The following is a 14,624-nucleotide window of genomic DNA, read 5'->3' as shown; positions in this document are numbered from 1 at the left end:
CCAGAATCATCGGCCGCCCCCGGCCTTTGTTCTACCGCGTTTTCCGGGCCAGCAGATGATTCTGCCTGCCCGGAAAACGCTCTCGTCTCTCGATGCCGCCTCTCCCGAGCCGTCGCCCGCAGGAAGAGAGCCTCCTTCAGGCGGTCACTTCGTCCAGCCGGTTGATGAGCCGCAGGAAGGCCACCTCGCTTTCGTCATGCGGCGTGCCGTCCGCATCGAAAATATCGTGGAACCATTTTTCCTTCAGCCCCTCCAGATTGGGGTTTTCCCACTTGTCCCACGGCAGATGGGTCTGCGTCTTCCCCTTCACCAGGCCCCAGCAGAAGGTGCCGACCTGCTCCTCCTTCGCGATCGGCAGGATCGCCTGGAAGGTGCTGCCCGCCGGCCGCGCCATATATTCGGTGCAGAGCAGCGGGCGGCCCATGGTCTTCAGCCATTTGACGCGCTGCGCAAAATCCTCCGCAATGCCGTAATTGTGGAAGGAGATGACGTCGGAATGCGATGTCTGCGCCTGCTGGATCGGACTGAGCAGGTCGGGCGCCGACCAGTCGCCCAGCCAGATGCCGCTGGTCAGCGGCTGCATCGGCTGCATTTCCCGCGCCCAGCCGAACGCCGCGACCAGCAGCGGCACGACCAGATCTGCCTTCGCCCTGAGCGCCGCGGGATCGCACAGCGCGACCTCCGGCCCATTGTCGGGCTCGTTCCAGATGTCCCAGGCCAGCACGCGCTCATCCTGCCCGAAGCGGCCGACCACGCCCCGCACATAATCCTCCAGCCGCGCATGCTCGGCCGGATTCCGGAGCACGGCGACGCCCGGCGACTGGACCCAGCCGCTGTTGTGAACCCCCTCGCGCGGCGGGGGCTGGGGCCCCAGCGCCGGTTCGGGATGCCAGCAGGAATCGAACAGCACCAGCATGACGCGGATGCCATGCCGATCCGCCACCGTAAGGAAGGCGTCGATGCGGTCCAGAAAGGCCGCCGCGTCGTCCAGCCACAACAGGTCGTGCAGATAGACCCTGACGCTGTTCATCCCCACCGAAGCCGCCAGCTCCAGCTCGCGGTCGATGGTGGCAAGGTCGAAGCTGCCCGCCTGCCACATTTCCAGTTGGTTGATGGCGTTGGAGGGCGTGAAATTGCACCCCACCAGCCACGGTTGCCGTTCGAACCAGCGATGCGCCGCTTCCGGCGTCCAACGATTGCCCATATACCCGCTCAAGACCCGCTTCTACTGTCACCCTGAAGGCGGCCATTAACATCGGTCATCTATAGGACAAGAAGATTAATATGATCTGAGTAAGAGGAAATTTCGATCTTTTCGAAGATTGTCCCAACCCGTCTTCGTTACATGATCGTTATAGTATGGAAACGCGCCCTTTGATTATGAAATCGAAATAATACAGGTCCGAAACGACCAACCGCATGGGACGGGATGCGGTCTCACGCCGCTTCCCGGACCATCTCCCCCGGCAGATGCGCCGCGAAATGATCGATCGCCGTGGCGAGCGAATGCAGCGGCGCCCCTCGACGGCTCGCCAGCGCCGTATTGGCGGGCCGCTCCGCCACCCAGCCGAGCGTCCGGTGGGGAACGCCCCGGATGCGCGAGGGGTCGCCGCCGCAGCGCATCGCGATCCGGCGGGCGAAATCGGCCCAGGACAGCGCCTCGCCATTGGTCAGGTGCCACGGCCCGACCTCGCCGTCGATCAGCAGGTCCAGCGACGTCGCGACCAGATGCGGCACATAGGTGGGCGTCACGATCAGGTCCTCCGCCGCCAATATGGTCTCCCCCCGGCTCAGCGCCCGCACCACGGCGACCGCGAAATTATGATCGTCATGGGGCGAGAAGAAGGCGGCGGTGCGGATGATCAGGTGGCGATTGGGCACCCCAAGCGCGGCGATCCCTTCCTCCATCTCCGCCTTGCTGAGGCCATAGCAATTGCGCGGTGCGGCCGCGTCATCCTCCACATAGGGCGCGCCCTTCTCCCCATCGAAGACGAGATCGCTGGAGAAGGAAAGCGACGCGATGCCGCGATCCCCGCATGCCTTCGCCAGCGCCACGGCCCCCCGCGCATTGGCGGTCAGGCAGGCGTCGCGTGCCGTTTCGGCCTCGTCCACCCGGACCCAGCCGGCGGCGTTGACGACGCCCCAGGGCGCGATGCGGTCGAGCGCGGCGGCGATCGTCCCCGGCGCCGACAGGTCCAGTTCCCCCCGCGACGTGAGGACGAAGGGAATGTTCCGCAACGCGCAGGCGCGCGCCATCGCCCGCCCCAGCGTCCCCGTCGCGCCGCATATCAGCAGCGGCCGTGCCGGAGAGAGACGGGCCGGAGAGGGATGCAAACGCCCGGCCAGATGCGCCTTCATCGATGCGGGGCGCGCCACGCCGGGATGGGCGATCCGCACGGGGCGCTGCCACCAGCCGGCGCCCTCCGCCAGCATCGGGCGCTCGCCCCCGCGCGCCAGCGCCCGCGCCAGAGGCAGCAGCGCCGTGGCGCGCGGCGTTCCGCTGCTGACGTCCCACAGCCCCGGCTCATAATGACCCGGCTGCGTCAGCAGGCTGTTCCACCCCGAACTGCCCAGCAGCGACCAGAGGGTGACCGCCTCGACCTTTATCCCCTCGGCGCACAATCGGCCGGCGACGTCCCAGGCCTGCGCGATCCAGCGCAACTGCTCCTCCCGCGTGCAGCCATTATGGACCTCGGTGACGGCCAGCGGCCGCCCATAGCGCGCCCATGCCTCGCGCAGCGCACCCTCCAGCCCCTGGGGCGGCGGCTCCAGCACGCGGATGGCTTCCACATCGGCATAAAGCTGCGTGTCGCTGCCGCCATGGCTATGCCCGGGATAGCGGTGAAGCCGATGGTCGAGGAAGCGGTCGCTCGTCAGATAATGGTTGATGCCGATGACGTCGGGCGGACAGGGATCGTCGGCAATGGCGCGCAGCCGGTCCGCGAAGCCGAAGCCCGAAAGGCGCTCCCACAGCGGATGCTCGCGCGTCATCATGCCGCAGAGCAGGTCCCAGCTCGCCCAGCGGCGCAGATTGTCGAACCCCGCCTGTTCCCGAAGGGAGGCGGTGGCATAGGTGCGGCCCAGATCGTCGGTCTGGATCAGCCGCGCGCCGGGACTGACGCGGCGGATGGCCCGCATCGACAGGCGAATGGCGTCGGTCTGGTTCAACAGCGCCAGCCAGAAGGATGGTTCGGACCGGTGATGCGGATACCAATGGCCGTACAGGGCGGAAAAGCGGGCGGTGGTCAGCGGCTCGTTGACCGGCGTCCAGTCGGCGATCCACGGATAGCGCTCCGCCGCCGCCCCGGCATGACGCGCCAGCCCGGCGGCGAACCCCTCGTCCAGCAGGCCGGTATGGGCCGGGCCGCTGCCATGATGGACCAGCCCGGCGATGACGCGGATGTCAAGGTCGCGCAGCCGCTTCAACCGTTCGTCGGTCCATTGCCAGTCGCGCTCGTCCGGATCGCGCGGGCTGACCCTCTCCCACAGGACGGGATAGCGGATCGCCCGGATGCCCAGCGTCGCCAGCCGGTCCAGGTCGTCCGCCCGATCCTGATGCCCTGTCGCGCGGATCTGGTCGCGGTAACTGTCGTGGACGCGGTTCACGGTGCATTCCAGACCACCCCATAGCTGCGGCTGCATGGTCATTCCGGTCTCCGTTGCAATGATGGGCGCGATTATTTGGCTCGTTGAACTTCGATCAAGTGAAAGCAGGATAATTGCGACATGCCAGCAACCTGGATCAGTGGAGAAGAAGGAACGGATCGTTCTCCGCCGCGGTTTGACCAATGTTCATCCCGCAGAAAGGTTGCATATAATGGTCCAGCCCCAGTCTTCCCCTTGGCATGAATCTGGATCAATTCCGTCGAACGGCACGCATACCATCCTCTGCTTCAGTCATTTGCGGTGGAAATTCGTCTTTCAACGTCCCCAGCACCTGATGAGTCGCTTCGCCGCCCAGTCCCGCGTCCTCTTCTGGGAAGAACCCTGCCTTGTCGAAAAGCTGGCGGAGCCCGACCTGCATATCGACGTCTGCGCCGCCAGCGGCGTCACCGTCATCACGCCGCAACTGCCCGCCGACGGCGCGCGCGAACAGGATGGGGAGAATTTGAAGGGCCTGCTCGACCTGTTCCTGGCGGGCGAATCCGGCCCGTTCGTCCGCTGGTACTACACCCCCATGATGCTGCCCTTTTCGGAGCATGTCATGGCCGACTGCATCGTCTACGACTGCATGGACGAGCTGGCCAATTTCAGGGGCGCGCCGCCCGAACTGCTGCCGCTGGAACAGCGCCTGCTCTCCCAGGCCGACCTGGTGTTCACCGGCGGCTACAGCCTCTATGAAGCGAAGAAGGACAGGCACGGCCATGTCTATCCCTTTCCCTCCAGCGTCGACGCGGCGCATTTCGCCCAGGCCCGCTCCGCCCGAACGCAACCTGCGCAGGACGCCCGCCCGCGCCTCGGCTTCTACGGCGTCGTCGATGAAAGGATGGATGTCGAACTGCTGGCGGCGCTGGCCGATGCGCGCCCCGGCTGGGATCTGGAAATTGTCGGCCCGGTCGTGAAGATCGGCGAGGCGGACCTGCCGCGACGGCCCAATCTCCATTTCCTGGGCGGCCGCTCCTATGACGATCTGCCCGGCTGCGTCGCGGGCTGGGACGTGGCCCTGATGCCCTTCGCCATCAACGACGCGACCCGCTTCATCAGCCCGACCAAGACGCCCGAATATCTGGCGGCGGGAAAGCCGGTCGTGTCGACGCCGATCGCCGACGTCATCCGCCATTATGGTGGGATCGGCGCGGTGCGCATCGCGGAGCGCGGCGAAGCCTTCATCCGCGCCTGCGACGCGGCGCTGGCCCTGTCCCGCTCGGGCGGCGACTTGCTGGCGGAGGCGGACAAGGTGCTGGCCGGCATGTCCTGGGACAAGAGTTTCCAGCAGATGAGCCGCCTCATCAGGGAAGCGATCTCGCGCGGCGCCCATGCCCATCCCATTGTGTCGCCCACCAGTTGGAAGGACGGCCCGCCGCGGCGTTATGACGTGATGGTCGTCGGCGCGGGCTTCGCGGGCGCCGTCATGGCCGAACGGCTGGCCGCGGACGGCGGCAGGAAGGTGCTGCTGGTCGACCGCCGGCCGCATGTCGGCGGCAATGCCTATGACGAGCTGGACGATGCCGGGGTTCTCATCCACCGCTACGGGCCGCACATCTTCCACAGCAATTCGCAGGAGATATTCGACTATCTCTCCCGCTTCACCCAATGGCGGCCCTATGAACATCGCGTGCTGGCGGCGGTGGACGACCTGCTGGTGCCGATGCCGATCAACCGGACCACGCTCAACATGCTCTACGGTCTGGACCTGGGGACGGAGGAGGAGGCCGCCGCCTTCCTCGCCGCGCAGGCGGAGCCGGTGTCGGTCGTCCGCACGTCGGAGGATGTGGTGATCTCGGCCGTCGGACGGGAACTCTACCAGAAGTTCTTCCAGGGCTATACGCGCAAGCAATGGGGTCTCGACCCGTCGGAACTGGACAAGGCGGTGACTTCGCGCGTGCCGACGCGCACCAATAAGGACGATCGCTATTTCACCGACAGGTTCCAGGCGATGCCGCTCGAAGGCTATACGCGCATGTTCGAACGGATGCTGGACCATCCCAATATCGACATATTGCTGGGCGTCGACTATTGCGAGGCGCGCGACGCCTATCCGCACGATCATCTGGTGTTCACCGGCCCGATCGACGAATATTTCGGCTATCGCCATGGCAAGCTGCCTTACCGCTCGCTCCGGTTCCAGCATGTCAGCCTGGACGTCGACCGGTTCCAGCCGGTGGCGGTGGTGAACTATCCGTCCCCCGACGTGCCGCACACGCGGATCACCGAATATAAGCATCTGACCGGGCAGCAGGTGCCGGGGACCAGCATCACCTATGAATTCCCCGCGGCGGACGGCGACCCTTATTACCCCATCCCCCGGCCGGAAAACCAGCAGCTCTTCAAACGCTATGAAGCGCTGGCGATGGTGCAGACCGACGTCACCTTCGTCGGGCGGCTCGCCACCTACCGCTATTACAACATGGACCAGGTGGTGGGACAGGCGCTGGCGACCTACCGCCGGATGACCAGGGCCCCCGCCATCCGCACCGTGCCCGCCCACCTCGCCGCCGCCGCGCAGCCCCGCCCTTCGGCGGGCTGACCCACCACAGGCTGGACAGGACCGACCCTGAAGCGGCCGACCCGACTATATCGGATCGGCCGCTTCAGGTCTTTTTTCTACCGCCCTCTCCAAATCGGCCGATGATCCTGTCGGCCTGGAAAACGCCCTAGAGCCGATCGACATTCAGATGATGACGAGCCGAAAATGGCGGTTTTCCGTGACCGGAGCGCAGCCCACTCAAAGTAGGTGAGCACCGGAAGCACGGAAAAGCGTCATTTGCAGGCCGTCAGGGCTGAATGTCGATTGGCCCTAAAGCCCGCTGTCGTAACGCGCCATCTCCTCCCGATAGCGCGCGGTCATCCGTTCCTGATCCGCCGGGGGAATTTCCTCCTTCAGATGAAGGAAGCGGTCATTTTCCTCCTCATAGACATGATGGGCGACCGCGCCCCTGATATGCTCCAGCTTTTCGCTCCAATCCTCGCTCAGCGGATCGAGCGCTTCCAGCAGCGCAAGCTGGACCTTGGCGGCCTGCTGCTCCTCATAGGCCATCGCCATATGCGTCTTGTGACCGTGGGAAAGCTGCGGGTAGATGACCGCCTCCTCCGCGCTGGAATGGGCGGTCAGAAGCGCGGCGAGCTTCCTCTGGGCGCGCGTCCGGCTGGATGCGTCCATCGCCGCCTCCGCCTCGCTGAAGGCCATTTCGATCTGCTGGTGGTGCTGGAGGATCTGGTCGAGCCAGTCCCCCGCCATGGCCGCCGCCCGCGCCTTCTCCCTCGCGCGGGCGCGGTCCTCTTCCGATTCCGGCGGCGTGACGGCTGCGACGATCCTGTCGATGACGGACATGGGATGCTCCTCTGCTCATGGGCGTGACTCCCATGCAAGCGCCGCACCGCGCCCCCGGTTCCTGGACGGCGGGCCAAAGCGGAAGGCCGCTAACACAGGTTTAAGGGGCGTTCCCTTCAATAGCTCCCGTTGGTGACGACGATGCTGGCGCTCACCGTAGGGGAGGGCATGGGTATGAAGGCCGCATAACGCATCATCGGACTGCCGCTCATGTCATAGCTGACCCGCACCCGGAACGTGCCGGTCGCATCGGGCCCTGCCGTGACGACGGGCCCGCCCCCCGCCGCCAGCAGCGTGCCATAGCCGCCGATCACCGCCTGCGCCCGGCCCTGCGCCAGCGCCGTGCGTTCGGCCGTGGAAAGCCCCGCCACGGCGGCGCGGGCGCCCTCCACCGCGGCATGGCGCACGCCCATCAGCGCGGCGAAGTAGAAGGAATAGAGCACGACCGCAAAGACCAGCATCAGCAGCGCAGGCGCAAGCAGCGCGAATTCCAGCGCCGCCAGCCCCCGCTCGCATGTCCGCAGCCGCCGCGCCGCGCGCATCCCGATCAGCCCGGATTGACGCTGTTGAACATCGTCGTGAAGGCGGCGCCCAGCTGCGTGCGGAAATTGGCGCCGACCGCGACGATGGCGGCGACCACCACCGCGCCCAGCACGGCATATTCCACCGCCGTCAGGCCTTTCTCATCCCGCGCCAGCTTCGCGATCAGCGAACCCAGAAACTTGTTCATGCTTGTCCTCCAATCCCCTCCGCAAAGGACCGGCGGCGCATGGCGAGGGGGAGCCGCGCGCCGCCATGAAAACTCACACCAGCACCGGCACCCCGCAGCGCGCGCCCGTCGCCCAGAGCGTCGCATGGCCAAGCTGGACGCCCAGCGCGGCGAGCAGATTGGTGACCAGCGGATCGATGGTGGTGCCGACCAGCCCGGCGACCGGATTGACCACCGCGCTCGACAATTGGGACCGGGCGAGCGCCCGGGTCGCGTCGCAGACGATCGGCAGGCATGATCCCAGCAACGTCACCTGCAACCCGTCCTGTCCGCCAAGGCTGCCCACCAGCGATGTCAGCAGCGGCCCGACCTGCGCCCCGTTGCCGATGCTGGCGGGCGTGCCGGGCGATCCGGGACGGCCTATGCGGCCCTGCCCGCCGGGGCCGAAGACGACGGCGCCGCTCGCGCCCATGACCGGCTGCGCCACCGCGCGGCTGTCCACCGCGACGACGCCCAGCACATTGACGATCTGGACCGGACGCACGTCGGCGGCGGACAGGGGCGGCATCGGCCGCGTCATGGCGCCGGCGGGCAAGGCGCCGATATAGGCGTTGACGAGGCCGCTGCCGGCCTGCACCGTCACCCGCGTGTCGCGCGCCTGTTCCGCCGTGTCGGGGCAATCGATGGCGCTGACCTGCCCCTGCGCCGCCGCAATGTCGATCGTGACCGGCAGGTTGACGACGATCAGCGGAACGCCCAGCAGGCTGACATTCCTGATCCCGACATCCAGTTGCAGCCGCAAGGCGGACGTGGAAACGCCGGTCTCCCCCGCCGGACCGAAGGAGAAGCGGGGCCGGTCCATCGGCCCGGTCGCCATCGCCGCCAGCAGGACGCTGCTGCCCGGCGCCACGGTGCCGACCGCGTCCGACAGGTCCACCGCGCCATTGCCCGCCTGCACCGCGTAGGAAAAGAGCTGATAGGCATTGATCCCGGCGCGCAGGGCCGGTTTCTCATCCGCCCCGCCGACCGGCATGTTCTTCCACACGCCCAGGCCGAACAGGCCGTTGAGCGGCACGGCATATCCATTGCCGACCTGCCCGGCGAGCAGGTTCAGGGTCGCGGCGGTTGCGCTGTCGTCGGCCGCGCTGGCGGCGGCGGCGAGCAGGTCGCGAAGCGCCACCGTGCGCGCGGTGAGCGCGCCATAGCTGCCGCTCTCCCCGACCCGCTGCGCCAGCGCGTCGAAGAACAGGCCGGCATCGACATGGCTCGCCATCAACGCCTCGACATCGGCGGTGGAGAGGCGCAGCTTGATCCCCAGCAGCGCGCCCAGCAGGTCGTTGACGCCGTTCACCAGCGCATTGGTGACGGTCAGCACGCCGGAACTGATGCCGATCCCCGCCTCGTCGATGCGCGCCGCCGTGGCGCTGGCCGACAGGTCGGGCAGGGGGTTGGCCGGACCCAGCACGCGCATCAGGAACTGGCGCGCCGGCTTCCCGGTGCGGATGCGCACGGCGTTGACCCGCCCATTGCCGGGACAAAGCGCCATGCTCGCGTCGAAGCGCTGCGCCGCGCCCAGCCCCGCATCGGCGCAATAGCGGCCCAGTTCGACCGATCGGAGAATGGCCGGATCATATCCGTTGCGGCTCAGGCTGTCGCGCGCCCGCGCCGCCGCCTGCGCCGGATTCTGCGCGGCGGCCAGCGCAGCCGCATCGGTCGCCGCCCGCAGATTGCGCAGGCTCACATAATAAAGCCCCCCATCCAGCGCGAACCCCGCCGCCCCGATCAACACCGCCCCCAATGCCGCGATCATCGGCGCGACCGCGGCGGATCGGTCGCCAGCCAGCGGTCGAAGCCATGCCCGACGAAACGCGATGCGCCGCGCCCGGATCATCGCGCCCCGTCCACCGCGCGCTCGACCCGCCGGCCGATGGACTCCAGATAGCGCTGCCGAATGACCGCAGCCTCCTCCGCCGAAAGCCCCGCATCCTCGCGCAACGGGGCCTTCAACTGCGCCTCCACCACCCGCCGCGCTTCGCCCGCCGGCGCCGGCGCGGGCGCAGCCGCCATCAGCAACAGCACCACCATCTCATCCTCCCTTGCCGATCCGCGCCGCTTCCGCCGCCAGTTTCTGCCGCAGCGCCCCGTCTCCCGCCCGGCGCAACCCGGCCTCCGCCTCGTCGCGCCGCCCGCCGATGATCAGCGCCAGCAGCAGGTTGTTGCGCACCACCGCCAGTTGCGGCCCCAGATCGCTCGCCCCGCGCAACGCCTCTATCGCCGCGCCGACCCGCCCGGCCCGCAACAGCGCATAGCCAAGCGCATTGCGCGGCAGCGGATCGGCCGGACTCGCCCGGCTCGCCCGCTCGTACCAGGCCGCCGCCTCGTCCCACCGCCCCCGCGCCGCCAGCAGATGCCCGCGCACCGCGCTGACCCCACCGCCCGCCGTCTCCGGCGGCAGGACCACCACTTCCGCCGCGTCGATCTGCCCGAGGTCGATCAGGCTGTTGACCCGCAGCAGCCGCGCCTCGGCATCGCCCGGATAGCGCCGCTCGAAATCGTCCAGATAGGCCAGCGCCGCCCGTGGCCGCCCGTCGGCCCGCGCCTGGTGGATGAGTTGCAGATACAGCCCTCGCGTGTCGGGCGCTTCCTCCGCTTCCCCCGGCGCGGCCGCCATCAGCATCGCCGCCAGCATCAACCGCCTCATTGCGACACCCCCCGCAAAGTATCGAAGATCGCCACCACCGGCGGCCCGCCCAGCACCACGAACAGGGCGGGCATGAAGAACAGGATCATCAGCACCACCATGCGCACGGTGATGCCGCCCATCGCCTCCCGCGCGCTGGCGACGCGGCGCTGGGTGAACTCCCGCACGAATTCGCGCAGGGCGGGGGCCAGCTCGATCCCCTGGAACAGCGCCTGGCGGAACAGCGCCGCCAGTTCCTTCGCCCCGTTCACCGCCACCCGCGCCGCCCAGCGGTCCAGCGCCTGCTCATAGCGCATGCCCCGGTCGAGATCGGCGACCAGCATCGCGATCAGCCGCGCATGGTGCGGCACCGCAATGGCCTCGTCCCGCGCAATGGAGCGGAAGCACTGGTCCAGCGAGATGCCGCTTTCCAGCATCATCAGCATCAGGTCCAGCAGGAAGGGAAATTCCGCCATGATCGCCCGCGCCCGCCGCGCCGCGAGCAGATGGATCGCCTGCTTCGCCCCGACATAGGTCAGGCCGGCGGCGATGACGATCAGCAGGGGCCGGGCAAGGAATCCGCCCCAGCCGATCCGCGAAACCAGCATCGCCGCCAGCCCCGCGCCGACCGTCGCCGCCATCCGCGCCCAGACGAACCGGTCCGCCGCCCGCGCATCCTGGAACCCCGCCAGCATCAGCCTGTCGGCAATCTCCGACCGGTCCCGCCCCCTGGCGGCGAAGGCCATGGGCAGGCGGAAGCCCGGCCGGTCGCCCGCCATGCCCAGCCGCGCCTCCAGCCGCCGGTCGGCCAGTAGCATCCGCACGCCCATCGCGGCGCAGGCGACGCCCAGCGCCGCGCAAAGGAGGAACAGCGCCCCCATCAGAAGGCCAGCCTCATCACCCGCCGCATCACCAGCATGCCCATGCCCTGCAAGACCAGCGCGATCGCCGCCAGCCGATGCCCGCGCGGATCGCGCAGGAAGAAACCGATATAATCGGGGTTCATCGCCACCAGCACGGCCATCGCCACCAGCGGCATGACGATCAGCACCCGGCCGCTGATCTTCGCTTCGGAAATGGCGGCCTTCAGCTCGCGCTTGATGCGGATGCGCTCGCGCAGGATGTTGGCCAGGTTCAGCAGCACCGCCGAAATCGACCCGCCATAGCGCATGTTCGTGCGGATCGCGGCGGCCAGCATCGATATTTCGGGAACGCGCAGCCGCTCCGCCAGCACCTGCATCGCATCGGCCACCGGCGCGCCCAGCTCCAGCCGCCTTGCGACCGGCGCGATATAGCTCCGCACCACGGCGGGCGCGTCGGCCAGCGCCCGGTCCAGCGCCTGCGCCAGCGAATTGCCGACCGCCTGCATCTGCCGCACCGCGTCGATATAATGGGGCAATGCCTCGATCAGCGCCTCCACGCGCCGCTGCGCCCGCCGCCGCACCCAGCCGATCAGCGCCATCGGCACGCCCGCCACCACCGCCAGCGCCGCCACCGGCCCCGCCGCCAGCAGGGCGAACAGCGCGATCAGCAGCAGCCCGCCGCCGACCATACCCAGCGCCCGCGCCGTCACCTCGATCTGCGCCTGCGCCAGCAGCGGCGCCATCCGGTCCGGCGCCGCCAGCACCGCCGGGCGCGGCATCGCCGCCGTCGGGGCCAGTCCCAGCCGCCGGTCGATCGCCGCCCGCTGCCGCGCCTGCCGCGCCAGCAATGGCCAGCCGATGCCCATCAGGATCAGCAGCGACAATATCAGAAAGGCCGCCCCGCTCAGCACGGCCGCCCGCCCCGATAATCCCTCAGCCGCCCCGCGAAAAAGGGCCGCAACGACAAAGTGCGAAATTCCCCCGTCCCCGACAGCGCGGGCTGCTCCTGAAAGGCGAACAGTTCGTTCAGCGAATAGGCGTCCCCCTCCAGCCCGGTGACTTCGCTCACCGACATCACCCGGCGGCTGCCGTTGGACAGCCGCTGCAACTGCACCACCACATGCACGCTGTTGGCGATGAAGCGCCGGATCGCCCGCACGTCGCTCTGCACCCCGGCAAAGCCCAGCAGCATCTCCAGCCGGGCAAAGGCGTCCCTCGGACTATTGCCGTGCAGCGTCGCCATCGACCCGTCATGCCCGGTCGACATGGCCTGCAACATCTCCACGGCCTCGACGCCGCGCACCTCGCCCAGGATGATCCGGTCCGGCCGCATCCGCAGCGCATTGCGCACCAGTTCGCGGCTGCTCACCTCGCGGCTGCCGTCGACCGTGGGCGGCCGCGTCTCCAGCCGCACCACATGGCTCTGCCGCAACTGCAGTTCGGCGGCGTCCTCGATGGTGATCAGCCGCTCCCGGTCGCCGATGAAGGTCGACAGCATGTTGAGCAAAGTCGTCTTGCCCGCCCCCGTCCCGCCGCAGATCAGGATGTTCAGCCGCGACCGCACCGCCGCGCTCAGATAAGCCGCCATGTCCGCGCTCATCATCTGCGCCGAAACGCAGTCCTCGATGGTCATGCTCTGCAACCGGAACTTGCGGATAGAGAGCGTCGGCCCATCCAGAGCCACCGGCGGAATGACGATATTCACCCGCGACCCGTCCGCCAGCCGCGCATCGACATAGGGACTGGCCTCATCCACCCGCCGCCCGATCGGCCCGACGATGCGCTGGATGATGTTCATGAGGTGCGCGTCGTCGCGAAACCGCGTCTCGACCTTCTCCAGCAACCCGCCCCGCTCGGCATAGATATGCCCCGGCCCGTTGACGATGATGTCGTCCACCCCCGGATCGCGCAGCAGCGGCGCCAGCGGGCCCATGCCCGCCACCTCATCCTCGACATCCTCGATCAGCAGCAGCCGCTCCGCGCTGTTCAGCGCCATCTGCCCACGGCGGCTGCGGCTGGCGACGACCTGCTCTATCTCCTCGCGCAGCGCCCTCGGCCCCAGCGTCTCCGCCGTCTCGCCCCGCGCCTCCAGCTGCTCGATCAACTGGGCGCAGGTCTGCGCCTTGGCGATCTGATAGATGTCGCTCATCCGCTGCGCCGCCGGCTGCGCGACAGGCGCCATCCGCACCTCCCGCGCCGGAATGAAGCCCTCTTCGCCGGTCAGCAGGCTCATGACGCATGCTGGACGACGCGCAGCATCGCCCCCCGCAGCCGGTCGATCCCGCCGGGCTTCGGCGCGACCCCGCAAACCCGCCGGATCGCCGCCATATAGGCCCCGCCATCCGCCTCCATCGCCATCGGCCGCCCGGCGTTCAGCGCATTGCGCATCCGCGCCCGGTCGATGGGCAGCGCCAGCGCCGCGCCGACCCCCAGCGCATCCGCCATCCGCCGCCCATCCAGCAGCACGCCGGGCAGATGGTCCCACACCAGCAGCCGCATCGCCTCTATCCGCTCGCGCTCCGTCCCGATCCTGTCCAGCAGGCGGCGGCACGCCTCGATCTCGCAAATGGTCTGGCCGCAGAGCAGCTCGACCCGATCCGCCTCCGCCACCACCTCGCGCAGCAGCCCGCCATGGCGCAGGCTCCCCGCATTCAGCACCACATGCCCGCAACAGCCCAGCAGCCGCCGGATCAGCGCCGCCAGGTCGCCCGGGCCCAGTCCTGCCGGTTCGGCGCCGGTCCCGCCGTCGAAGGTCAGCAGCATCAACCCGCTCGGCCCATGCCGCGCCACCGTGCTGGCCAGCAGGCTGGCGTCCAGCCGGTCCATGTCGCTGATCGCGGACGCCAGCCCATAATCGACGCCCAGGTCCAGATAGGTCGCCGCCGCGCTCGTCGGCAGGGTGCAGTCGATCAGCAGCGTCGATCCCCGCGCCGCCGTGGTGACGGCCATGTCCGTCGCCACCATCGCGCAGGCGTCGCGATCCGCCCCCAGCAGCAGCGTCAGCCGTCCCCGGCTGCCCCGGTCCGCCACCGCCTCGTTCAACAGCCGCGCCAATATGGGGGCGATCTCCCCGCGCTCCCCGTCGCGGGGAACGACGTCGTGCACGCCGGCGCGAATGGCGCGCAGCAACGGCCCGGCCTCCATCTCATCCGTCGCCAGCAGCACGGGCCGCCCGCCCGCGCCCGCCACCACGGCGCCGATCGCGACCGACAGGGCGCGCTCGGGCGGAATGGCGGCGCGGTCGATGACGATCAGCGCCGGCCCGTCCAGCGCCTCGCTCTCGACCGATTGCGCCAGCTCGACCGTGGCGCGGCCGCCCGCCGCTTCCTCGATGCGCTGCGCCAGCATACGGTCGACCGACAGCAGAAGGATCTTCGCCAT

General features: G+C 68.6%; 13 protein-coding genes. 1 reads left to right on the top strand and 12 read right to left on the bottom strand.

What is annotated here, in order from left to right; genetic code table 11:
- Positions 1–136: 136 nt before the first annotated feature.
- Together TZ53_RS08235 and TZ53_RS08230 are read right to left on the bottom strand one after the other, a co-directional pair.
- On the bottom strand, positions 137–1,204 hold the full coding sequence (locus tag TZ53_RS08235; RefSeq protein WP_025550482.1) for a cellulase family glycosylhydrolase: 1,068 nt from the start codon (positions 1,202–1,204) through the stop codon (positions 137–139).
- Positions 1,205–1,437: 233 nt separating this feature from the next.
- Positions 1,438–3,648 (bottom strand): SDR family oxidoreductase, encoded by a 2,211-nt coding sequence (locus TZ53_RS08230; protein WP_044661008.1) that lies wholly within the window; start codon positions 3,646–3,648, stop codon positions 1,438–1,440.
- Between the two features lie 292 nt (positions 3,649–3,940).
- Here TZ53_RS08230 and glf point away from each other — a divergent pair, with 292 nt between their 5' ends.
- A complete protein-coding gene (gene glf / locus TZ53_RS08225) occupies positions 3,941–6,187 on the top strand; it encodes a UDP-galactopyranose mutase (RefSeq protein ID WP_044661007.1) in 2,247 nt (748 codons plus the stop codon).
- 270 nt (positions 6,188–6,457) lie between these two features.
- Here the strand turns inward: glf and TZ53_RS08220 are convergent, their stop codons facing one another.
- The 10 genes from TZ53_RS08220 to TZ53_RS08175 all read right to left on the bottom strand — a co-directional run bounded on the left by TZ53_RS08220 (position 6,458) and on the right by TZ53_RS08175 (position 14,624).
- Positions 6,458–6,991, bottom strand: coding sequence for a hemerythrin domain-containing protein (locus TZ53_RS08220; protein ID WP_025551554.1), 534 nt, complete (start codon positions 6,989–6,991; stop codon positions 6,458–6,460).
- 116 nt (positions 6,992–7,107) lie between these two features.
- A complete protein-coding gene (locus TZ53_RS08215; protein WP_025551556.1) occupies positions 7,108–7,533 on the bottom strand; it encodes a TadE/TadG family type IV pilus assembly protein in 426 nt (141 codons plus the stop codon).
- Positions 7,534–7,538: 5 nt separating this feature from the next.
- A complete protein-coding gene (locus TZ53_RS08210; protein ID WP_025551558.1) occupies positions 7,539–7,721 on the bottom strand; it encodes a Flp family type IVb pilin in 183 nt (60 codons plus the stop codon).
- 73 nt (positions 7,722–7,794) lie between these two features.
- Complete coding sequence (locus tag TZ53_RS08205) at positions 7,795–9,591, bottom strand: TadG family pilus assembly protein (RefSeq protein WP_044661006.1); 1,797 nt, start codon at positions 9,589–9,591, stop codon at positions 7,795–7,797.
- On the bottom strand, positions 9,588–9,785 hold the full coding sequence (locus tag TZ53_RS08200; RefSeq protein ID WP_044661005.1) for a hypothetical protein: 198 nt from the start codon (positions 9,783–9,785) through the stop codon (positions 9,588–9,590). Before TZ53_RS08200 ends, TZ53_RS08205 begins: the two co-directional genes overlap by 4 nt.
- 1 nt (position 9,786) lies before the next feature.
- Entirely contained in the window at positions 9,787–10,389 is a 603-nt protein-coding gene (locus tag TZ53_RS08195; RefSeq protein ID WP_025551562.1) for a tetratricopeptide repeat protein, read from the bottom strand.
- Between the two features lie 8 nt (positions 10,390–10,397).
- Complete coding sequence (locus tag TZ53_RS08190) at positions 10,398–11,261, bottom strand: type II secretion system F family protein (protein WP_044661004.1); 864 nt, start codon at positions 11,259–11,261, stop codon at positions 10,398–10,400.
- Positions 11,261–12,154, bottom strand: a complete 894-nt coding sequence (locus TZ53_RS27745) for a type II secretion system F family protein (RefSeq protein ID WP_044661003.1) — start codon at positions 12,152–12,154, stop codon at positions 11,261–11,263. The genes TZ53_RS08190 and TZ53_RS27745 overlap by 1 nt, the downstream gene beginning before the upstream one ends.
- Positions 12,148–13,476: a CpaF family protein gene (locus TZ53_RS08180; protein WP_044661002.1), complete on the bottom strand. Its 1,329-nt coding sequence runs from the start codon at positions 13,474–13,476 to the stop codon at positions 12,148–12,150. The genes TZ53_RS27745 and TZ53_RS08180 overlap by 7 nt, the downstream gene beginning before the upstream one ends.
- A complete protein-coding gene (locus tag TZ53_RS08175) occupies positions 13,473–14,624 on the bottom strand; it encodes an AAA family ATPase (protein WP_044661001.1) in 1,152 nt (383 codons plus the stop codon). The genes TZ53_RS08180 and TZ53_RS08175 overlap by 4 nt, the downstream gene beginning before the upstream one ends.

Origin of the sequence: Sphingobium sp. YBL2 (genome assembly GCF_000943805.1) — a bacterium.
GTDB lineage: Bacteria > Pseudomonadota > Alphaproteobacteria > Sphingomonadales > Sphingomonadaceae > Sphingobium > Sphingobium fuliginis.
Note: the sequence above shows the minus strand (reverse complement) of the source record. Positions and strands in the feature narration are given on the sequence as shown.

Coding starts and splice junctions, on each gene's coding strand:
- TZ53_RS08235 (WP_025550482.1), bottom strand. CDS start 1,204: ATGGGCAATCGTTGGACGCCGGAAGCGGCGCATCGCTGGTTCGAACGG.
- TZ53_RS08230 (WP_044661008.1), bottom strand. CDS start 3,648: ATGACCATGCAGCCGCAGCTATGGGGTGGTCTGGAATGCACCGTGAAC.
- glf (WP_044661007.1), top strand. CDS start 3,941: ATGAGTCGCTTCGCCGCCCAGTCCCGCGTCCTCTTCTGGGAAGAACCC.
- TZ53_RS08220 (WP_025551554.1), bottom strand. CDS start 6,991: ATGTCCGTCATCGACAGGATCGTCGCAGCCGTCACGCCGCCGGAATCG.
- TZ53_RS08215 (WP_025551556.1), bottom strand. CDS start 7,533: ATGCGCGCGGCGCGGCGGCTGCGGACATGCGAGCGGGGGCTGGCGGCG.
- TZ53_RS08210 (WP_025551558.1), bottom strand. CDS start 7,721: ATGAACAAGTTTCTGGGTTCGCTGATCGCGAAGCTGGCGCGGGATGAG.
- TZ53_RS08205 (WP_044661006.1), bottom strand. CDS start 9,591: ATGATCCGGGCGCGGCGCATCGCGTTTCGTCGGGCATGGCTTCGACCG.
- TZ53_RS08200 (WP_044661005.1), bottom strand. CDS start 9,785: ATGGTGGTGCTGTTGCTGATGGCGGCTGCGCCCGCGCCGGCGCCGGCG.
- TZ53_RS08195 (WP_025551562.1), bottom strand. CDS start 10,389: ATGCTGGCGGCGATGCTGATGGCGGCCGCGCCGGGGGAAGCGGAGGAA.
- TZ53_RS08190 (WP_044661004.1), bottom strand. CDS start 11,261: ATGGGGGCGCTGTTCCTCCTTTGCGCGGCGCTGGGCGTCGCCTGCGCC.
- TZ53_RS08180 (WP_044661002.1), bottom strand. CDS start 13,476: ATGAGCCTGCTGACCGGCGAAGAGGGCTTCATTCCGGCGCGGGAGGTG.
- TZ53_RS08175 (WP_044661001.1), bottom strand. CDS start 14,624: ATGGCGAAGATCCTTCTGCTGTCGGTCGACCGTATGCTGGCGCAGCGC.